At 74.2% G+C, this 19,048-nt stretch carries 15 protein-coding genes; 6 read left to right on the top strand and 9 right to left on the bottom strand.

The window, feature by feature from the left end; all coding sequences use genetic code 11:
* Positions 1-15: 15 nt before the first annotated feature.
* From ACZ6S5_RS14110 to ACZ6S5_RS14095, 4 genes are all read right to left on the bottom strand, one after another.
* Positions 16-822 carry an ABC transporter permease gene (locus ACZ6S5_RS14110; RefSeq protein ID WP_466000504.1) on the bottom strand — a complete coding sequence of 269 codons (807 nt, stop codon included), beginning with the start codon at positions 820-822 and terminating at the stop codon, positions 16-18.
* An 11-nt stretch (positions 823-833) separates the two neighbouring features.
* Positions 834-1,628 (bottom strand): ABC transporter permease, encoded by a 795-nt coding sequence (locus ACZ6S5_RS14105; RefSeq protein ID WP_466000503.1) that lies wholly within the window; start codon positions 1,626-1,628, stop codon positions 834-836.
* Positions 1,629-2,243: 615 nt separating this feature from the next.
* Complete coding sequence (locus ACZ6S5_RS14100; protein WP_466000501.1) at positions 2,244-2,435, bottom strand: DUF397 domain-containing protein; 192 nt, start codon at positions 2,433-2,435, stop codon at positions 2,244-2,246.
* Positions 2,426-3,229 (bottom strand): helix-turn-helix domain-containing protein, encoded by an 804-nt coding sequence (locus ACZ6S5_RS14095; RefSeq protein WP_466000500.1) that lies wholly within the window; start codon positions 3,227-3,229, stop codon positions 2,426-2,428. Before ACZ6S5_RS14095 ends, ACZ6S5_RS14100 begins: the two co-directional genes overlap by 10 nt.
* Before the next feature lie 436 nt (positions 3,230-3,665).
* Here ACZ6S5_RS14095 and ACZ6S5_RS14090 point away from each other — a divergent pair, with 436 nt between their 5' ends.
* On the top strand, positions 3,666-3,911 hold the full coding sequence (locus ACZ6S5_RS14090; RefSeq protein WP_466000499.1) for a flavin reductase: 246 nt from the start codon (positions 3,666-3,668) through the stop codon (positions 3,909-3,911).
* On the opposite strand, the gene ACZ6S5_RS14085 is transcribed toward ACZ6S5_RS14090, so the two are convergent.
* Entirely contained in the window at positions 3,912-4,844 is a 933-nt protein-coding gene (locus tag ACZ6S5_RS14085) for an ABC transporter ATP-binding protein (protein WP_466000498.1), read from the bottom strand. It abuts the gene before it with no gap.
* Positions 4,845-5,194: 350 nt separating this feature from the next.
* Here ACZ6S5_RS14085 and ACZ6S5_RS14080 point away from each other — a divergent pair, with 350 nt between their 5' ends.
* The 5 genes from ACZ6S5_RS14080 to ACZ6S5_RS14060 all read left to right on the top strand — a co-directional run bounded on the left by ACZ6S5_RS14080 (position 5,195) and on the right by ACZ6S5_RS14060 (position 12,245).
* Positions 5,195-7,333 carry a TRAP transporter permease gene (locus ACZ6S5_RS14080; RefSeq protein WP_466000539.1) on the top strand — a complete coding sequence of 713 codons (2,139 nt, stop codon included), beginning with the start codon at positions 5,195-5,197 and terminating at the stop codon, positions 7,331-7,333.
* A complete protein-coding gene (locus ACZ6S5_RS14075) occupies positions 7,330-8,349 on the top strand; it encodes a TAXI family TRAP transporter solute-binding subunit (RefSeq protein WP_466000497.1) in 1,020 nt (339 codons plus the stop codon). The genes ACZ6S5_RS14080 and ACZ6S5_RS14075 overlap by 4 nt, the downstream gene beginning before the upstream one ends.
* Before the next feature lie 70 nt (positions 8,350-8,419).
* Entirely contained in the window at positions 8,420-10,891 is a 2,472-nt protein-coding gene (locus ACZ6S5_RS14070; protein ID WP_466000495.1) for a sensor histidine kinase, read from the top strand.
* A complete protein-coding gene (locus tag ACZ6S5_RS14065) occupies positions 10,888-11,280 on the top strand; it encodes a roadblock/LC7 domain-containing protein (protein WP_466000494.1) in 393 nt (130 codons plus the stop codon). The genes ACZ6S5_RS14070 and ACZ6S5_RS14065 overlap by 4 nt, the downstream gene beginning before the upstream one ends.
* Positions 11,277-12,245 (top strand): TAXI family TRAP transporter solute-binding subunit, encoded by a 969-nt coding sequence (locus tag ACZ6S5_RS14060; protein WP_466000493.1) that lies wholly within the window; start codon positions 11,277-11,279, stop codon positions 12,243-12,245. The genes ACZ6S5_RS14065 and ACZ6S5_RS14060 overlap by 4 nt, the downstream gene beginning before the upstream one ends.
* Positions 12,246-12,248: 3 nt before the next feature.
* On the opposite strand, the gene ACZ6S5_RS14055 is transcribed toward ACZ6S5_RS14060, so the two are convergent.
* The 4 genes from ACZ6S5_RS14055 to ACZ6S5_RS14040 form a co-directional block, all read right to left on the bottom strand.
* Entirely contained in the window at positions 12,249-12,785 is a 537-nt protein-coding gene (locus ACZ6S5_RS14055; RefSeq protein WP_466000492.1) for a hypothetical protein, read from the bottom strand.
* On the bottom strand, positions 12,785-14,653 hold the full coding sequence (gene dnaG, locus ACZ6S5_RS14050) for a DNA primase (RefSeq protein ID WP_466000491.1): 1,869 nt from the start codon (positions 14,651-14,653) through the stop codon (positions 12,785-12,787). The genes ACZ6S5_RS14055 and dnaG overlap by 1 nt, the downstream gene beginning before the upstream one ends.
* Positions 14,654-14,898: 245 nt before the next feature.
* On the bottom strand, positions 14,899-15,480 hold the full coding sequence (locus tag ACZ6S5_RS14045) for a hypothetical protein (RefSeq protein WP_466000490.1): 582 nt from the start codon (positions 15,478-15,480) through the stop codon (positions 14,899-14,901).
* Positions 15,481-15,596: 116 nt separating this feature from the next.
* On the bottom strand, positions 15,597-18,764 hold the full coding sequence (locus ACZ6S5_RS14040) for an AfsR/SARP family transcriptional regulator (RefSeq protein ID WP_466000489.1): 3,168 nt from the start codon (positions 18,762-18,764) through the stop codon (positions 15,597-15,599).
* Positions 18,765-19,048 lie beyond the last annotated feature (284 nt).

Below are 19,048 nucleotides of genomic sequence, written 5' to 3'. Positions count from 1 at the left end.
AGGTCGGATAACCAGCTACTGGTAGAGCAACCGCCCCATCCGCCGGGAGGCCAGCGCCAGCATCCCGACGGTCAGCACCAGCAGGTAGGCCAGGTCCAGCAGCCACGACCAGCCGGACGCCCCCACGCAGATGCCCCGGATCAGGTGCACCGACCGGTAGAGCGGGGTCAGCTCGACCACCCAGCGCAGCACCGCCGGGTAGGCCTCGGCCGGGACGAACGTGCCGGAGAAGAGGAAGAGGGTGAACTGGGCCGAACCCATCAGGTCGAAGTCCTGCCAGCTGCGCATCAGGGTGGAGACGGTCATGCCGAGCGCGCCGAAGGCGAAGCCGACCAGCACCGCGGCGGGGAAGGCGGTGGCCGCCCGCACCGCGGTGGTCAGGTCCATCGCCACCATGATCACCAGGAAGGCCGCCGAGTAGAGACTGCCCCGGATCATCGCCCAGCCCAGCTCGCCGAGGGCGATCTCGAACGGCTGCACCGGGGTCGCGATGACCCCGTCGTACAGCTTCATGTACTTCATCTTGCCGAAGAAGTTGAAGGTGGTCTCCGCCAGCGCCCCGCTCATCGCCGACGAGGCGAGCATCGCCGGGGCCACGAACGCCGCGTACGACACCACCCGGCCGCCGGGCAGGGTGAGGTCGCCGACCAGCGCGCCCACCCCGATGCCGATCGAGAAGAGGTAGAGCACCGGCTCCAGGAAGCCGGAGAGCAGCACCAGCCAGTAGGCGCTGCGCAGCGCGGTGAGGTTGCGCTCGGCCACCGAGGCGGAGCGGCGCACCCCCGCGGAGCCGACGAGCCGGGGCAGGACGAGAGCGACCACGGTTTCCTCCCCTAGACGACGAGCGAGCGACGGAAGACCCGCCGGGACAGCAGCCAGCCGGCGGCGGCCCAGGCGGCGAGGTAGAGCAGGTGACCGGTGACCGACCACTGCGGAGGCACGCCCAGCGTGGCGGCCCGGCACAGGTCCACGCCGTGCCAGAGCGGGGTCACGTACGCGAGCTGGCGCAGCCCGCCCGGGAGCTGCTCCACCGGGAAGAACACCCCGGCGAACAGGGTCATCGGGATCACCGCGAACCGGAAGAACAGCGCCAGGTAGCTGTCGCTCGGCACGGCGGCGCTGAACGCGAAGGTCGGCGCGGCCACCGCCGCGCCGAGCAGCAGGACCACCAGCGGCACGGTCAGCGCCCAGGGCGAGCGCAGCGCCCCGAACAGCGCCGTCACCAGCAGGAACGCCAGCACGCTGGTGAGCACCCGGAACAGCACGAAGGCGAGGTGGCCGCCGACGATGTCGCCGACCCGCAGCGGCGCGGCGACCTGGGCGTGGTAGGTCCGGATCCACTTGAAGTTGCTGTGCACCGGCCAGGTCGACTCGGACACCGCCACCTGGAGCGCGGTGGACGCGATCAGGCCGGGGACCAGCCACTCCAGGTAGGACACACCGCCGACGCCCTGGTCCACGTACGCGCCGACGCCGACGCCGAAGCCCAGCACGGTGAGCACCGGCAGCAGGAAGGACGAGAAGACGCCCGCCCGCCAGGTGCGCCGGTAGCCGACCAGGTAGTGCGCGAGCACCGCCAGCGCCGGCACCCGAGGCACCGTCGCCCCGGCCCGCTCCGCCACGCTCACCGCGACCACCCCCGCTCTCCGCCCACTCCGGCCTTCCTACCGCCCGGGTACGACAGGCCGCCGGCCACCCTACGACGGACCACCCGGGACCGTCGCGCCGGTTTTCCCGCGCTCCACCCACCCGCCCCGTCCGACGTCCCGGACGCGCTGCCCGGTTCGGCGACGCGCCCCAACTGCCGTCCCGGCGCAACGCCCCGAGCCCGCCGCTGGCAGGTCGACCGGCCAACTTCCGGTCGACCGACGCGGCCGCAACGCGGTGACACATCCGGCGGCCGCAGAGCCGGTGGTCACCGACCGTCACCCCACCTCCGCCGGCGCGACCCCTCTCGCAGCTCGCTTTGCTCTGCTGCAGCGGAGGCAACAGAAACGGTCCGTAACTGTTGCCTCCGCTGCAGCAGAGCAAAGGCAGCGCGACGGTTCGTGGTCGGTGGACCAGGCCCACATTGAAGAACCAGCTCAGCGGCGCTCTCGGGCAGGAGCGGCCGGATGAGGGGATGATCCGGCAATGTGGGGCCGATTACCCTGCGTGCCGGAGTGCTGGACCACCGGCGGGTCACGCTCGGTTAGCGGCTGGCGTTACCCGGGTGCCGCGACGCGCAGCGCCGCGGACGGCCGCTACGACCGGCCGGCGAACCGGGCGACGAACGCGCGCCAGGCCTCAGGGGCGAAGGCCAGCACCGGGCCGGCCGGGTCCTTGGAATCGCGCACGGCCACCACGCCGGGAAGGTTGCCGGCCATCTCCACGCAGTTGCCGCCGCTACCGTTGCTGCGGGTGCTCTTGCGCCACCGGGCGCCGGTCAGGTCCATGTCTCCGCCACTTCCGCCATCAGGTCGAGGGACTGCTGCTGCGATAGTGCCTCAGCCCGGATCGACTCCCACACCTCGACCATCTGCTGCACGAAGTCGGTTCGGTCGACCACCTGGCCGTGGCGCTGCCCCTCCAGGTAGACGATGTCCTCCCCGCCGCGCAGGGTGGCGATCACGAAGGGGCCGTCGAGGCCAGGGTACGCACCGGCCGAGAGCGGCACGACCTGGATTCGGACCCGGGGCAGGGTCGAGCCGAGCTTCATCAGGTGACGAAGCTGCTCGCGCATCACCTCCGGCCCGCCGATCCGCCGGCGCAGCACATACTCGTCGATGACGGCGGTGAGCAGCGGCGGTCGGTCGCGGATGAGCACCCCCTGGCGGTCGATCCGGGCGGACACCTGCTGCTCGATCTCATCCGGCGCGAACAAGCCAGCACCGACCAGGATGGCGCGGGCGTACTCCCCGGTCTGCAACAAGCCGGGCACATAGAGCGGCTCGAACGAGCGGAGTGCCGTGGCCTCCTGCTCGATGCCGGCCCAGTCGCGGAACCAGGGCACCACGGTCTCCCGGCTGATCCGGCGTTGGATGCGCTCGAACCGGCCGTCCGCCCCGAACACCGTGTCGCAGCGGCGGGCGAAGTCGAGGCTCGGCCGGCGCTCGCAGGTCTCCACCTTGGCGACCAGGGCGCCCGAATAGCTCAGCGCCTCGGCCAGCGCCGTCTGGGACATGCCGCTGGTGGCCCGGGCGAGCCGTAGCTCCTCCGCGAAGTGGTCCAACATGGACGACAGTTCCACGGACAGCCTCCGTACATCTTCGTACCGCCTGGGATGGGCCGCCATACGCGCTGGTCGTCGGCGCGCGGGACCTCCCACCGTAGTCGGGTCCTCAGCAGACTGTCACGCAGCGGAACCGCTCCCGGGATCGGACGGCGGGCGGAACCAGGCCCGGGGGCGCCTGCGCACAACGAGGTGCGTGGGCGCCCCCATCCCACCTGCGACGGAGGCCGACCTCGATGCGACTCAGATTCTGGCGCTGCCAGCGCCCGGCACCGCCCGCCCCGCTCCCCCCGCGCACGCCCAGCGAGCGCCCGGCGTGGGCGACCGCACCGACGGAGGCCCTCCCGGTCGACCGCCCCGGCCGCCCCGGCCGGCTGACCCGCGCGCAGGAGTGGCGGGCGAACGGCGGTCGCGGGGTGCCGTCGCCGCGTCGCGGCGAGGAGGGCACGCGCTGATGCCGCGCTACCGCCCGCACGTCGCGGCGCGTCCGTCCTGGCGCTGCCGGGTGTGCGGCGCCGCGTGGCCGTGCTCCCCGGCCCGGCTGGCGCTGCTCGGGGAGTACCGGGAGGATCGGATCGCCCTGCTGATCTACCTCGGCACGCTCCTGGGCGAGGCCATGACCGACCTCACCCCCCTGCACGGCGGCGTCGCCCCGCAAGGGCTGACGGAGCGCTTCGTCACCTGGGCCAGAGCCCGGTGATCAGTCCACCAGGGTGCGGCCGGTGAGGTGGAGGAAGACGTCCTCCAGGCTGCTGCGCCGGACCAGGACGCTGGCCGGGACGAGCCCGCGCGCGGCCACGTCGGCCACCGCCGCGTCGCCGTCGGCCACGTAGAGCAGGATGCGGTCGGGCAGCACCTCGACCCGCTCCCCCAGCCCGCTCAGCTTGCCGGCGAACGCCTCCTGCGACTCGGCGGCGAAGCGCAGCTCCACCACCTCGCGGGTGGAGTGCTCCTCGATCAGGGCGCGCGGCGACCCCTCGGCCACGATCCGGCCCCCGTCCATCACCACCAGGCGGTCGCAGAGCTGCTCCGCCTCGTCCATGTAGTGCGTGGTGAGGACCAGGGTGACGCCCTGCTGCTTGAGCCGGAACAGCCGCTCCCAGACCAGGTGCCGGGCCTGCGGGTCGAGCCCGGTGGTGGGCTCGTCGAGGAGCACGATCTCCGGGTTGTTGACCAGCGCGCGGGCGATGGTCAACCGGCGCTTCATGCCGCCGGAGAGCGGCTCCACCTTGCTCTCGGCCCGCTCGGCGAGCTGGACGAAGTCGAGCAGCTCGGCGGCCCGCTCGCGGGCCACCCGGCGCGGGATGCCGAAGTAGCGGGCGTAGGTGGTGAGGTTCTCCCCGACGGTCAGCTCGGGGTCGAGGTTGTCGAGCTGCGGGCAGACGCCGAGCCGGGCCCGGATCGCGGGCCCCTCGCGGACCGGGTCCATGCCGAGGATGCGCAGCTCGCCGCCGGAGGGCGGGGAGATGCAGCCGATCATCCGCATCGTGGAGGACTTGCCGGCGCCGTTCGGCCCGAGGAAGCCGAACGCCTCACCGGGGCGCACCTCGACGTCGATGCCGTTGACGGCGGTGAAGTCGCCGAACCGCTTCACCAGCCCGCGGGCCTGGATGAGTGGCTGCGCTGTGGTCACCGGCCGACCCTAGCCGTCCGGTCCGACAGGCTCGACCGGTTAACGGCGACCCGCCGCGTCGAGTCGCCGCAATGCCGGATCAACCGGGCATCAAGGACGGATCCTTTTCGGACGCTCCGTGATTCAAGAAGTGAACCGCATTCTTCTTCGGGGCATTGCGAAAACCACTCCGAATACGAGTGCGCTGAGTAATGGGAGCGCTATTTCCGTCACGTACTGCAATCGCAATCACCAATGTTCCCATGGTGTACGTGATTCGCGTATCGTGCCCCCTCGTGTCGCACGTGCGTTCCCCCGACGGCTCCCCTCCGACGCCCCGACCAGCCGGCGTGCCGAGCCCGGCCTCCGATGTGGACGCCGCTCCGGTCCCGCTCCCGCCCGACGACGGGACGGTCGGCGATCCGGTCTGGGCCGACGACGGGCCGGTCGCCGCGCACCACGACACCCGGGAACTCGCCGCCCAGTTCGAGGACGAGAAACCGGGCCGCGTCCTGTCCGGACCGGTCGGGCTGCTGTTCACCGGCGCCACCGTCGCCATTGCGCTGCTCGCCCTCTGGCAGGTCTTCTTTCCGCTTCCGCAGGGCAGCAAGTACTACCTGATCATTTTCCTGGCCGGCGTGCTGCCGATGGTCTTTTTGGCGTACCCCTCGGGGGTGCGGCTGCCCTGGCCCCGGCGGACGGCGACCGCCCCGGCGGAGCGGACCGGGCCCACCCCGGTCGACTGGGCGCTGGCCCTCGCCGCGCTGGTGAGCTGCCTCTACCCGGTGCTGCCGGTGACCATCGGCGCGGGCGGCGGCGGGTACGACGCCTTCCTCGACCGGCAGGGCCTGCTGGACCCGGTGGACGTCGCGATGGGCACCGTGCTGCTGCTCCTGCTGCTGGAGGCGTGCCGGCGCACCACCGGCTGGATCCTCCCGGCGGTCTGCCTGCTCTTCCTCGGCTACGGCTACTACGGCGGGCTGCTGCCGCAGTCCTGGCCGGTCGCCCACGCCGGGCTCGACTTCGACCAGCTCGTCGACGCCTTCTACAACTCCGACAGCGGCTTCTACGGCACCCCGCTGGACGTGGCCGCCTCGTACATCGTGCTGTTCACCATCTACGGCGCGGTGCTGGACCTCTCCGGGGCCGGCCGCTTCTTCGTCGAGCTGTCCGCCGCCGCGTTCCGCCGCTCCCGCACCGCCCCGGGGCGGACGGCGGTCGCCTCCGGCTTCCTGCTCGGCACCGTCTCCGGCTCCGGCGCGGCCACCACGGTCAGCATCGGCGCGGTCACCTGGCCCATCCTGCGCCGCGCCGGGTATCCGCCCGAGCGGGCCGGCGGCATGCTCGCCGCCGCCGGCGTCGGCGCGATCCTCTCCCCGCCGACGCTGGGCGCCGCGGCCTTCATCATCGCCGAGTACCTGGGCGTGTCCTACCTCCAGGTGCTGGGCTGGGCCACCGTGCCGACGATCCTCTACTACCTGGGCATCCTGCTCTCGGTGGAGATCGACGCCCGGCGCTCGGGGGTACGCCCCGTGGTGCTCGCCACCGGCTCGGCCTGGCGGCTGCTGGCCCGCTTCGGCTACCACTTCCTCTCGCTCATCGTGATCATCGTGGTGCTCGCCACGGGCGCCTCGGCGGTCCGGGCGGTGGTGATCGCCACCGTGCTGGCCGCCGCGCTGTCCTTCCTGGACCGCCGGCACCGGCTCACCCCGGCCCGGCTGGTCGAGGCGCTCAGCGGCGGCGTACGCGGGGTGCTGGCGGTGACCGCGGTCTGCGCCGCCGCCGGCATCATCACCGCCACCACCACCAAGACCGGCCTCGGCCCGCAGGCCGCCGCGCTGCTGGTCAGCGGGGCTCAGGCGGTCAGCTCCGAGCCGGCCGTGGTGCTGGCGCTCACCGCGCTGCTGGCCGCCGTCGCGCTCACCCTGCTCGGCCTGGCCGTGCCGGTCACCGCCTCCTTCGTGATCGGCTGGGTGATCATCGGCCCGGCGCTGCTCAACCTCGGCGTCGCCGCGCCCGCCGCGGCGATGTTCGTCTTCTACTTCGCGGTGCTGTCCGAGGTCTCCCCGCCGACCGCGCTCGCCGCGGTGGCCGCCGCCGCGGTGACCGGCGGCCGGCTGGTCCCGACCATGTGGCAGACCCTGCGATACGCCCTGCCCGCGTACCTCATCCCGATCGCCTTCGTGATCACGCCGACCGGCCTGGGGCTGCTCGGCATCGGCGGGCCGGCCCGGATCGCGCTGGCCGGCGTGGTCTCCGCGGTCGGGGTGGCCCTGCTGGCGGTGGCGGCGGGCGGCTGGCTGCCCGGAGTCGGGCCGGCCGGCGTACCGGAGCGGATCCTCGGCGCGATCGCCGGGCTGGTGCTGCTCCGACTCGAACCCGTACCCGTCACGATCGGCGCCGTCCTGGCCGCGCTGACGGTGGCGGGCGTGCTGTTCCGACGCGCCTCGGCCGGACGAGCCGGCAGCGCGTCGACCCAACTGGTGGACCATCGGGAGGAGAAAGAGTGAGACGGATCGACGTGCGGATCGCCGCGGGCATCGGGGCGCTGGCCCTGGTCGTGGCCGGTGCCGGCGGATGCGGGGGCCGTCAGGACGGCGCGGCGACCGACGACGCCGCCAGCGAGATCACCTGCAAGGTCACCAAGGACACCCGGGTCGGCATCGCCACCGGCAACGCCACCGGGGTCTACTACGTGGTCGGCAACGCCCTGGCCGGCCAGCTCTCCGGAGCCACCGACGGCAAGCTCACCGGGACGGCCGCCGAGACCGGAGCCTCGGTCCAGAACATCGAACAGCTCGTCGCCGGCCAGTACGACGTCGCCTTCTCGCTCTTCGACACCGCCGTCAACGCGGTCCAGGGCAAGGGCAGCTTCAGCTCGCCGCAGCCGGTGCAGGCGCTCGCCCGGATCTACGACAACTACACGCAGGTGGTCGTCCGGGCCGACTCGGGGATCACCTCGGTCGCCGACATGAAGGGCAAGAAGATCTCCACCGGCTCGCCGAAGTCCGGCACCGAGGTGATCGCCAACCGGCTGCTCACCGCCGCCGGCCTCGACCCGGCCAAAGACATCCAGGCGCAGCGCCTCGACCTGACCAAGACCGTCGACGGCATGAAGGACGGCAGCATCGACGGCTTCTTCTGGTCCGGCGGCGTGCCCACCGGCGGGGTCACCGACCTCTTCACCACCGCCGGCGACAAGGTCAAGTTCATCGACATCAGCCCGCTGCTGCCGAAGATGACCGAGCTCAACCCGGCGTACCAGGCCGGCACCATCGGCAAGGACGTGTACAAGACGGCCGCCGACACCCCCACCATCGTGGTGCCGAACGTGCTGCTGGTCCGGGACAACCTGGACGCCAACGTGGCCTGCGCGATCACCCGGACGGTCTTCGAGAAGAAGGACGCCCTCGCCCAGGCCAACCCGGCCGCCAAGGGCATCAGCCTGGAGAACGCCCGCAAGACCGACCCGGTGAAGCTGCACCGGGGGGCGGAGAAGGCGCTCAAGGATCTGGGCGCCAACTGATCCCACGACGCCGGGCCCGGACGACCCGTCGTCCGGGCCCGGCACCCCGACCCCCGATCCGGGAGATCCCGTGCCGCTCCCCCGTCCGGCCCGCGTACGCCGGCACCATCGCACCGCGAACCGCGCCGAACACCTCTGGTCGGTGCGCACCCAGCTGCTCGCGCCGATCCTGGTGGCCACGGTCGGCCTGGTCGTGCTCGGCGCCGCGCAGACCGACGCCGCGCTCGACGCGTCGCGGGACGCCGACCGGGCCCGCGTGCTCGCCGGCACCGCCACCGCCACCGTGCGGCTGGTGCACGAGCTGGAACGGGAGCTGGGCGAGACGGCGGCGCTGCGCCAGCGCGGCGGTACGTCCGGCCGGCCGCTGGTGGACGCCCAGCGGCGCCGGGTGGACACCGCCGTCGACCGGTACCGCACGGCCAGCGCGGAGGCCGGCCGCGCCGCGCCGGACCTGAAACCCGTGCTGAACGACGCCGCCGGCCAGCTCGACCAGCTCGGCCCGAACCGCCGGCTCGCGCTGGGCGGGGAGAGCGCCGACCCGACGTACGTGTCGCTGGTCGAGTCGCTGCTCGCCGTCGCCGACGCGCTCCCGGCCCAGCTGCGCGACGCCGAACTGGCCAACGCGGCCCGGGAGGTGGCGGCCGTGGCCGCCCAGGAGCACCTGGCGTCCCTGGAGCGGGACCTGCTGCGCGGCGTCTTCGTCCGGGGCACCCTCGCCCCGGGCGAGCTGGCCGGGCTCGGCCGGCTGCGCGGCGCCCGGGAACAGCGTCAGGCCGAGTTCCTGCGGATCGCCACCGGCGCGGCCCACACCGCCTGGTACCGGCTGGTGGGCGGCGGCGACGTGGAGACCGCCCGCCGGATGCGGGACGCCGTGCTGGACACCGACGGCTCGGCGGAGTCGCTGAAGACCGACGGCGACGCCTGGTACGTGGCGCAGAGCGGGACGATCCGCCGGTACAACCTGCTCGGCCGGGAACTGTCGGAGGAACTCGACCGGGACGCCGCCGCGCTGGCCCGTACCGCCCGGCAGCGGGCCCTGCTCACCGCCACCGCGACCAGCACGGTCGCGCTCGGCTCGCTGGTCACCGCCGTGCTGCTGGCGGTCCGGACCAGCCGCCGGCTGCGCCGACTGCGGGTCGCCGCGCTCACCATGGCCAACCGGGAGCTGCCGGACCGGATCACCGCGATCGCCGCCGGCGACGGCTCCTCGGGGGACGGCACGGCGACCCGGCTGACCGAGGGCATCCGGCGGGGCCGGGACGAGGTGGCCCAGGTGGCCGAGGCGTTCGACACGGTCAACAAGGCCGCGCTGCGGCTCGCCGGCGAGCAGGCCGAGCTGCGGCTGGACGTGACCCGGATGGCGGAGGCGCTGGCCCGGCGGATCCGTACCCTGATCACCCGCCAGCTCCGGCTGCTGGACGAGTTCGAGCGCGAGGAGACCGACCCGGACGCGCTGGAACGCTTCTTCGCGCTGGACCACCTCGCCGCCCGGCTGCGCCGCAACGGGGAGAACCTGCTGGTCCTCGCCGGTGGTGAGCCGGGCCGGGGGCACGAGGGTGCGCTGCTGCTCGACGACGTGGTCCGGGCCGCGGCCTCCGAGATCGAGGACTACCCCCGGGTGGAGGTGGACGTGCCGACCGCGGCGGTGCACGGCGCGGCCGTCGGCAACCTGGTGCACCTGCTGGCCGAGCTGCTGGAGAACGCCACCGTCTACTCGCCGCCCGACTCGGCGGTGCTGGTGGACGGCCGGCGTACCGTCGACGGGCTCACCCTGCGGGTGCACGACCAGGGCATCGGCATCAGCGAGAGCCGGCTGGCGACCGTCAACGAGCGGCTCGCCTCCCCGGCCACGCTCTCCAGCGCGGCGGCCGGCAGCATGGGCCTGCACGTGGTGGCGCACCTGGCCGCCCGGCACGGGATCCGGGTGCAGCTGCACCACACGGGCAGCGGCACGGTCGCCCAGGTGGAGGTGCCCGAGGCCGCGCTGACCCGGGTCGAGTCGGTCACCCGGCGGCCGGCCGCCGCCCGCCGCCAGCTCACCGGCCGAGGCGCGCCCTGGTTCCGGCCCCGCGCCGGCGGCCGCGACCTGGTCACCACCCCGCCCACCCCGGCCGCCCTGGGCCGGACCGCCGCCGTCCCGATGCCGGTGGCCGGCGCCGCGCCCGCCGTCCCGATGCCGGTGGCCGGCGCCGCGCCCGCCGTCCCGATGCCGGTGGCCGGCGCCGCGCCGGCCGGCACCGGCCACGTCCGAGGCGTGGCCGCCGTGCGTCCGCCCGGCGCCGCGGTGCTGGCGCCCAGCGCCGCCCGGGTACGCCCCGCGGACGCCCCGCCGCTGCCGCAGACCACCGCGGCCGGGTTGCCCCGACGCACCCGGGGCGGCCAGCTCCCCGCTCCCCTGCCCACCACCGCCGCGCCGCCCCGCCCCGAGGCGGACCTGCTCGACCCCGAGGTGGTACGGGCCCGCCTGTCCGCCCTCGCCGAGGGCGTGGCCAGCGCGACGCGCCGTGCCCCGCACACCACACCCACCGGGAGAACCCAATGACCCCATCCGTGACCGCCGGACTCGACTGGCTGCTGGCGAACTTCGCCGAGCAGGTGCCCGACGTGTCGCACGCCCTCGCGGTGTCCGAGGACGGGCTGCGGCTGGCCGCCTCGCCGGACCTCTCCTCCGACCAGGTGGACCAGCTCGCCGCGGTGATCAGCGGCCTGGCCAGCCTGACCGTGGGCGCCGCCCGGCTGATGTCCGCCGGCCGGGTACGCCAGCAGATCGTCGACATGGACGGCGGCGTGCTGCTGGTGATGGCGGTCGGCGAGCGGGCGCTGCTCGGCGTGCTCGCCGCCCCCGGCTGCGACCTGGGCCAGATCGGCTACGAGACGGCGACGCTGGTCCAGCGGGTGGCGGAGGCCCTGGAACCGGCGGCCCGACGGTGATCCGCCGCCCCCTGCGGCTGGTGGCCGCGCTGCTGCTGGCCGTCGTCGTCGCCGGCTGCGGCGCGGCGCAGGCCGGTCCGCAGGCGTGGCACGGCGGGCGGATCTTCCTCGCCACCGGCAACACCACCGGGGTCTACTACCAGTTCGGCGGCGGCTACGCCGACGTGATCAGCCGGCACCTGACCGGCTACGAGGCCCGGGCCGAGCCGACCGGCGCCTCGGTGGAGAACATCAACCGGCTGGCCGGCGGCGACATGGAGATCGCCTTCAGCCTGGCGGACACGGCGGCGGACGCGGTCGCCGGCCGGGGCGCGTTCGACGGGCAGGCGCAGCCGGTCCGGGCCCTCGCGCGGATCTACAGCAACTACACGCACGTGATCGTCCGGGCCGACGGGAAGATCGGCACCTTCGCCCAGCTGCGCGGCAAGCGGATCTCCACCGGCTCGCCGAAGTCCGGCACGGACATCATCGCCGGGCGGCTGCTGACCGCCGCCGGGATCGACCCGGACCGGGACATCCAGCGGCTCAACCTGTCGCTGCCTGAGACGGCGAAGCGGATGCGGGCGGGCAGCCTGGACGCGATGTTCTTCTCCGGCGGCCTGCCCACCCCGGGCATCAAGGACCTGCTCGCCAGCGCGCCCGGCCGGTTCCGGCTGCTGCCCATCGCCGACCTGATCGAGCCGCTCGCCGCCCGCTACGGCACGGTCTACACCACGTCGACGCTGCCGAAGGAGGTCTACGGCACGCCCGCCGCCACCCCGACCATCACCGTGTCGAACGTGATCCTGGTACGGGCGGACATGCCGGACCAACTCGCGTACGACCTGACCCGGCTGCTCTTCACGTACCAGGGTGAGCTGATCAAGGTGCATCCGGAGGCGGCCAACTTCACCCGGGAGAGCGCGCCGGGCACCGACCCGATCCCGCTGCACCCGGGCGCGAGCCGCTACTACCGCAACGGCTGAGACTCAGACATCGGCGGGGGTGGTGGCGGCCCGGGCCGCGGTGACCAGCCGGTCCGTCTCGGCGGACACCGCCTCGTCGTCGGCCGGCGTGCCCGCGTCGTAGCGGACCGTCCAGGTCAGACCGTCCACCCCGGGCACCCGGCGGGCGGCGATCCGGCCGGCGCCGCCGGGCACCGGGTGGTGCGCGGTGTACGCCACCGAGCGGGTGACCCGCGCCCGCACCTGGTGCGGCAGGTCGCCCGGGTCGAGCAGCAGGTAGGTCTCCGCGGGGCAGTCCGCCACCACGAGGTAGCCGTCCCGCTCGGTGACCCGCTCGGCGGGGGTGACGGTGAGCTCCCGGCCGGACCAGACCGCCTTGAGGATGTCGTGCCAGCCGATCCGGTGCGCCCGGCCGGGCAGCCAGAGCCCGAGGTTGCTGGCCACCACGACGCCGTCGCCCTCGCCGTTGCCGGCGGCGGCCCAGGCGAGCACCCGCTCGTCCGCGGCCAGCGGCGGCCGGTCGGCGGGCGGCAGCTTGGGCTTGCGGGTGAAGAGTCCCATCACAGTCCTCCGGCGGCCTGCTCACGCAGCGCCCGCGCGTGCTGCTCCAGCGAGAGCAGTTCCCCGAAGAGCGCGAAGTACTCGTCCTTGCTGCTCACCGGGTTGATCCGCTGGATCTTCGATTTGAGGTCCCTGATCCGGCCGGTGACCGAGCCCCATTGGAGTCGGGCCATGGTGACCGAGACGTACCGGGGGTCGGGTTCGCCGGCGATGCGCAGCGGCTCGACGGCCAGCTCGCCGACGAGCGCCTGGGCCGCCAGGTCGTCGCAGGCGTCCCGGACCTGCTCGATCCAGACCGCGCCGCCGGTGGCCGCCGCCGCCCCGCCGGCCGCCGCGACCGCGGCGCGCACCACCTGGTGCACCGGGTGCCGGTATTCCGCCGCCTCGACCGCGTCGAACATCGGGCCGGCCAGCACCGGCTCCTGGAGGGCCAGCTTCAACGCCTCCCGCTCGACCATCGACTGCGGGCTGTCCACGGTCGGGGCGGCCGGGCCGGGACGGGCCGGGGCGCTCGTGTCGCCGGCCGGCTGCGCGGACCCGGCTGCCAGCACCGCGCGCTGCACCGGCTCAATCTCCATGCCGAGGTCGCCGGCGAGCTTGCGGACGTACTCCGGGCGCTTCTCCCGGTCCTTGATCTTGGCGACCAGCGGGGCGGCCCGGCGCATCGCCTCCACCCGGCCGTCGACCGTGTCCAGGTCGTACCGGTTGATCACGTGGCGGAGCGCGAAGTCGACCAGCGGCTCGCGGCGGGCGACCAGGTCGCGGACCGCCAGGTCGCCCTTGGCCAGCCGCAGCTCGCACGGGTCCATGTTGTCGGGGCTGACCGCGATGAAGGTACGCCCGACGAAGCGCTGGTCGTCCTCGAAGGCGCGCAGCGCGGCCTTCTGGCCGGCGGCGTCCCCGTCGAAGGTGAAGATGATCTCGCCGGCCACCGCGTCGGTGTCCATCAGCAGCCGGCGCAGCACCCCGATGTGGTCGGCGCCGAACGCGGTGCCGCAGGTCGCCACGGCGGTGGTCACGCCGGCCAGGTGGCAGGCCATCACATCGGTGTAGCCCTCGACCACGACCACCTTGCCCTGCTTGGCGATCTCCCGCTTGGCCTGGTCGATGCCGTAGAGGACGTGCGACTTCTTGTAGATCGGCGTCTCGGGGGTGTTGAGGTATTTCGGGCCGTCGTCGTCGTCGAAGAGCTTGCGGGCGCCGAACCCGATCACGTCCCCGGTGAGGTCGCGGATCGGCCAGAGCAGCCGCCGACGGAACCGGTCGATCAGGCTGCCGGAACGGGACGGGCGGGACAGCCCGGCCGTGACCAGCTCGTCGTGGCTGAAGCCCTGCTGGCGGAGGTGCTTGGTGAGCAGGTCCCAGGCGTCCGGGGCGAAGCCGCAGCCGTACCGCTCGGCGGCGGCGCGGTCGAAGCCGCGCTGGGCGAGGAACTCCCGGGCGGGCCGGGCCCCGGCCGTGGTGAGCTGCCCGCGGTAGAACTCCACGGCGGCCGCGTGCGCGGCGACCAGCCGCTGCCGCTGCCCCTGCTGGGGCCGTTGCCGGGGCGCGGACCGGTCGTCCTCGACGTACCGGAGCTGGAGGCCGGCGCGGGCGGCGAGCCGCTCGACGGACTCGACGAAGCTCAGGTGCTCGGCGTCCATCAGGAACTTGATCGCGTCACCGCCGGCCCCGCAGCCGAAGCAGTACCAGACGTTGCGGGCCGGGGAGACGTTGAACGACGGGCTCTTCTCGTCGTGGAACGGGCACAGGCCCTTGAGGTTGCCGCCGCCGGCCGACTTGAGCGTCACCGTGTCGGAGATGACCTCGGCGATCGAGGTGCGCTCGCGGACCAGCGCGATGTCCTCGTCCCGGATCCGGCCAGCCATGGTTGCACCCCCTCCTCAGCCCTCCATCCTGCCTTGTGCCGGCGACAGTTCCCGCCCCGGGTGGGCCTCGCCACTCCAGGATCGGCCCGCCCCCTCGGGCGGGCACGGCGGCCGCCCCGGCGCGCGAGGAGGCCGGGTCCCGCCGGCGCGGCGCGGGGGTGCCACGCCGGCGGGGGTGCCGCAGGGCGGGGGACCGTGCGGCACGATGGGGAGGCTCACACCGGCCCGGGTGCGCCGGTCGGCGCTCAGGCCAGCCCGGTACAGACCGCCTTCACCTCGGCGGACAGGCCCGGGTCGCCGCAGTCGGTGCTCGCCGGCGTACGCCCGACGACCCGCCATGCGCGGTTCTCCAATTGGAGGAACACCTGGTTGCCGCCGGTGATCTCGGTCGACCCGGCGGTCGCGAACAACCGGGCGAAGCCGTTGCGGCAGGCGAGCAACTCGACCCCGGTCACCTGCTGCGGGGCCAGCGCCGCGCCGGTCGCCTCCTGCAGGACCGGGGGCCGGCACGCCGGGTCGGAGTCGGTGGTGGGCCGGGCCGCCAGACGGGTCGGCCCGGTGGTGGACGGGACCGGCACGGGTGCCGCACCGCCGCCCGTACCGGACTGGGTCGGGGCGGTGGTGCGTACGCCCGGAGCCGGCGCCGCCGGGGTGGCCGCGCCGGGAGCGGCCGGCGTCACCTGGGGTTCGGCCGATGCCGTCGCGGGGACGCCGGACGACGGGGGGGCGGCTGCTCCCGCCGCCCGGTCGGCATGCCCGCACCCGCCGACCGCCAAGGCCGCGGCGGCCGCCAGGACCAGGTGTGCGCTGCTGCGTCGGATCGTCATGATCGTCTTCCCATCTCGTCGTCACTGCCGGCCGGAGCCGCGCCCGGCGTGGAACCGACGCTAGGAAGGCGACCTACGTGCGATCTGAACGAAACCTGGAAGGGCAGGTCGGAGGGTCAGCCCGGGTTGACGGCGGAGGTCGCGCGGCCCGCCGGGACGCCCCCCGACCCGCACGCGCACCCCCACCGCTGGTGCCAGCCCGGCACCTCGGCGGCCTCCCGGGTGCCGAGCCGGTGGAAGGTCGCCGCGGCGGTCTCCCAGGCCGCATGCGCCGCCGCGACGTCCCCGAGGGCCGCGTGCGCCGCCCCGAGGTCCCGCAGGGTCCGCGCCGTGCCGAGATCGTGGTGCAGCTCGACCCACCGGTCGCGGGCCAGCCCGAGCGCGTCGAGGGCCGCCTCGGGACGCCCTGCGGCCAGGTGCAGCTCGCCGATCGTCCGCTGGATCAGTGCCGCCCCGAACCGGTCGTGCAGGCGCCGGCAGGTCGCCAGGCCTCGCTCCAACGGTGTCAGGGGGCGGACCACGTCGCCCTGCCGGAACCAGACCTTCGCGAGGGCCTGCTCGGTGTAGGCGGTCATGTGCTCGTCGCCGTGCGCGCCGACCAGGTCGTGGGCCCGCGCGCACCAGCGCAGGGCCTCGTCCAGCTCGCCGCGCGCCCGGTGCACCAGGCCGATCCCCCGGACGGCGATGACCTCGCCCCGGAAATGCCCCAGCGACCGGTAGCTGTCAATGGCCCGGGTGAGCCAGGTGAGCGCCGCCTCGTCGTCACCGAGCTCCCGCAGGCTGTGCCCCAGTCCGTAGGTGGCGTCCGCGGCCGCGTTGTGGTCCGCCAGCCGGTCCAGCGTCTCGGCGGCGGCGGTCAGCAGCGGAATGGCCTCCCGGTGCCGGCCGACCTCGCGCAGCACGGTGCCGAGGCCGCTCCGGGCCGCGGCCGATCCGCGCTCGTGGCCCGCCGCGTCGAACCGCTCGACGGCGGAACGGAAGTTCTGCTCGGCCTCGGCGAACCGGTCCTCCATGTAGCGCAGCAGGGCGATGCCGCACTCGATCACCGCCTCGCCGACCGCATTGCCGGCCGTCCGCGCCGCGGCCAACGCCGCCGTGTGGGTCCGGCCCCAGCCGACGAAGTCGTTGCGGACCGCGAAGGAGGCGTACACCAGCGCGTCCGCGAGGGCGCAGGCGGCAGCGTCCATGCCGAGCTCGGCGGCGCGCTCCACCGCGATGATCAGGCCGGGCCCCTCGACCTCCACCCAGCCGGGCCGCAGGTGGTCCGCCGCGAGGACGGAGGACTCCAGCGCCGCCGGGACCGACGCCTGCCGGTGCAGCGGCGGAACCGCGTACGGCAGCCGCTGACCGAGCCGCTCACTGATCTCGGTGGCGGCCACCAGCACCCGGGCCATCGCCGCGCGCAGCACCCCCTCGGCGTCCTCCTCGACGGCGCGTTCCCAGGCGAACAACCGGACCAGGTCGTGCATCTGGTAGCGGAGCAGCCGGTGGGTCGGGTCGGGCAGTGCGGTCACCAGCCGGGCGTCCGCCAACTGCTCCAACAGCTCCTCGGCGTCGTCCACCGAGCCGCCCACCAGCGCCGCCACCAGCCACTCGGCGAAGTTGGGCATCCCCATGAAGCCCAGCAGCCGGAACGCCCGCCGGGCCGGCAGGTCCAGCGCCTGGTAGCCGATCCCGACGCTGACCCGGACCGCCAGCCCGTCCGCCGCCATCTCGTCGAGGCGGCCGCGTTCGTCCCGCATCCGCTCGGCGAGCCGGGCCATCCGGCGGTGCGGCCGGGCCGCGATCCGGGCGCCGACGATCCGCAGCGCGAGCGGCAGACCGGCGCACATCTCGACGAGCGCGCCGGTCGCCTCCGGCTCGGCCATCACCCGGTCCGGCCCCACGATGCGCTCGAGCAGGGTGGTGGAGTCGGCGCGGTCCAGCAGCGGCACCTCGATGTGCTCGGCGCCCGGAATGGTGGTCAGCAGGGCTCGGCTGGAGACGATGAGAGCGCTGCCCGGGCCGCCCGGGACCAGCGGCCGGACCTGCTCCGCGCTGGCCGCCGAGTCGAGCACGATCAGAAAGCGCCGTCCGCTGAGCACCGACCGGTACTGGCCCAGCTTGTCCTCCAGCGTGCGCAGCTGCTGGAGGTTGGTGGCGCCGAGGGCACGCAAAACCCGGTCCAGGGCGTCCCCCGAGTCGCCGCCGCGGTTGCTCAACGTGACGAAGATCTGCCCGTCCGGGTAGGTGGCGCGCAGCAGGTACGCCAGCCGGACGCTGAGCGCCGTCTTCCCCACCCCGCCGGGCCCGGAGAGGATGACCACCGGTCCGGCGGTGCCCTCCACCCGCCGGCCGGCAGGTTGCAGCACGCTGAGCGCGCAGGAGATCTCCGGTTCGCAGCCGACGTGGTCGGGCAGGTCCGCCGGGAGCTGACAGCCGGGCGCGGTCCCCACCGGGTGCGCGGTCGGCTCCGGCTCCGGCGCGACGGGTGCGGCCGGGACGGCGGGGATCGGCAGCGGTCGCGGCTCGCCGGGGGCGACGGTGGCCACGGGCGACCGGAGCGTGCCCCGCAGCACCTCCCGGTGCAGCTCCTGGAGCTCGGTACCCGGGTCGACGCCGAGCTCGTCCGCCAGCAGGGTCCGGGTGCGGGCGTACAGGTCGAGGGCCTCGGCCCGGCGCCCGTTGAAGTAGAGCGCCCGCATCAGGCACAGCACCAGCGGTTCGCTGAGCGGGCTGCGTTCCACCGCCACGGCGAGCCGGTCGGCCACCGGCCCGGGCCGGCCCCGGTCGAGTTCACTCCCGGCCCAGTCGAGCAGGACCCGGACCAGCTGCTGGCGCAGCCCCTCCCGGACCCGGGCCGCCCAACCGCCCGGCAGGCCGTCGAGCGGTTCACCCCGCCAGAGGTCGATCGCCTCCCGCAGCAGCGCCGGCCGGCCGGGATCGTCCGTCGGCAGCCCCTGGGCCTGCTCGGCGAGGCGGCGCAGCCGGTGCAGGTCGACGCGGTCCGGCGGGGCGTCCAGGAGATACCCGGTCCCACCGCGGCTCACCGTGATCGGCGCCGTGGCGTCGGGCTGGGCCGTGGCGAGAAGCCGACGGATCCGGGTCAGGTAGGTGTAGAGGACGCCGCGGGCGTCGGCCGGCGGCGCCTCGTCCCAGACCCGGTCGACCAGCGCCTCGATCGGCACGCTGCGGCCCACGTCGACCGCGAGCGCGGCGAACACCAGCCGTTGCTTCGGCGGACCCAGCTCCAACGGCCGGCCGTCCACCAGAACCTGCAGATCACCAAGTATGCGTAGTTCCACGGCATCGCCCCCGCGCCCGTAGTACCGCCACACGGCCTGCCGAACAGGCCGTTTGAAGTTGTCAAGGTTCCGTTCAGGTTTGCTACCTGGTCCGACCGCCATCGTCTTTCCCAGGAACCGCCCGGAACGCACGGCACCACCGACCGGGCCCGTTTCCATCCACCTCCGACAGAAGGGCCACGAACCGACAACCGCACAGCAGGACCCATTGAGGACCGGCCACCGGAGGCCGGCCCCACGGTGAATCCTGCGTCGCGGACTTTACCGGCCGTATCGGCTCCAGC

The sequence above is a fragment of the Micromonospora sp. NPDC051924 genome, from assembly GCF_055586005.1.
Note: the sequence above shows the minus strand (reverse complement) of the source record. Positions and strands in the feature narration are given on the sequence as shown.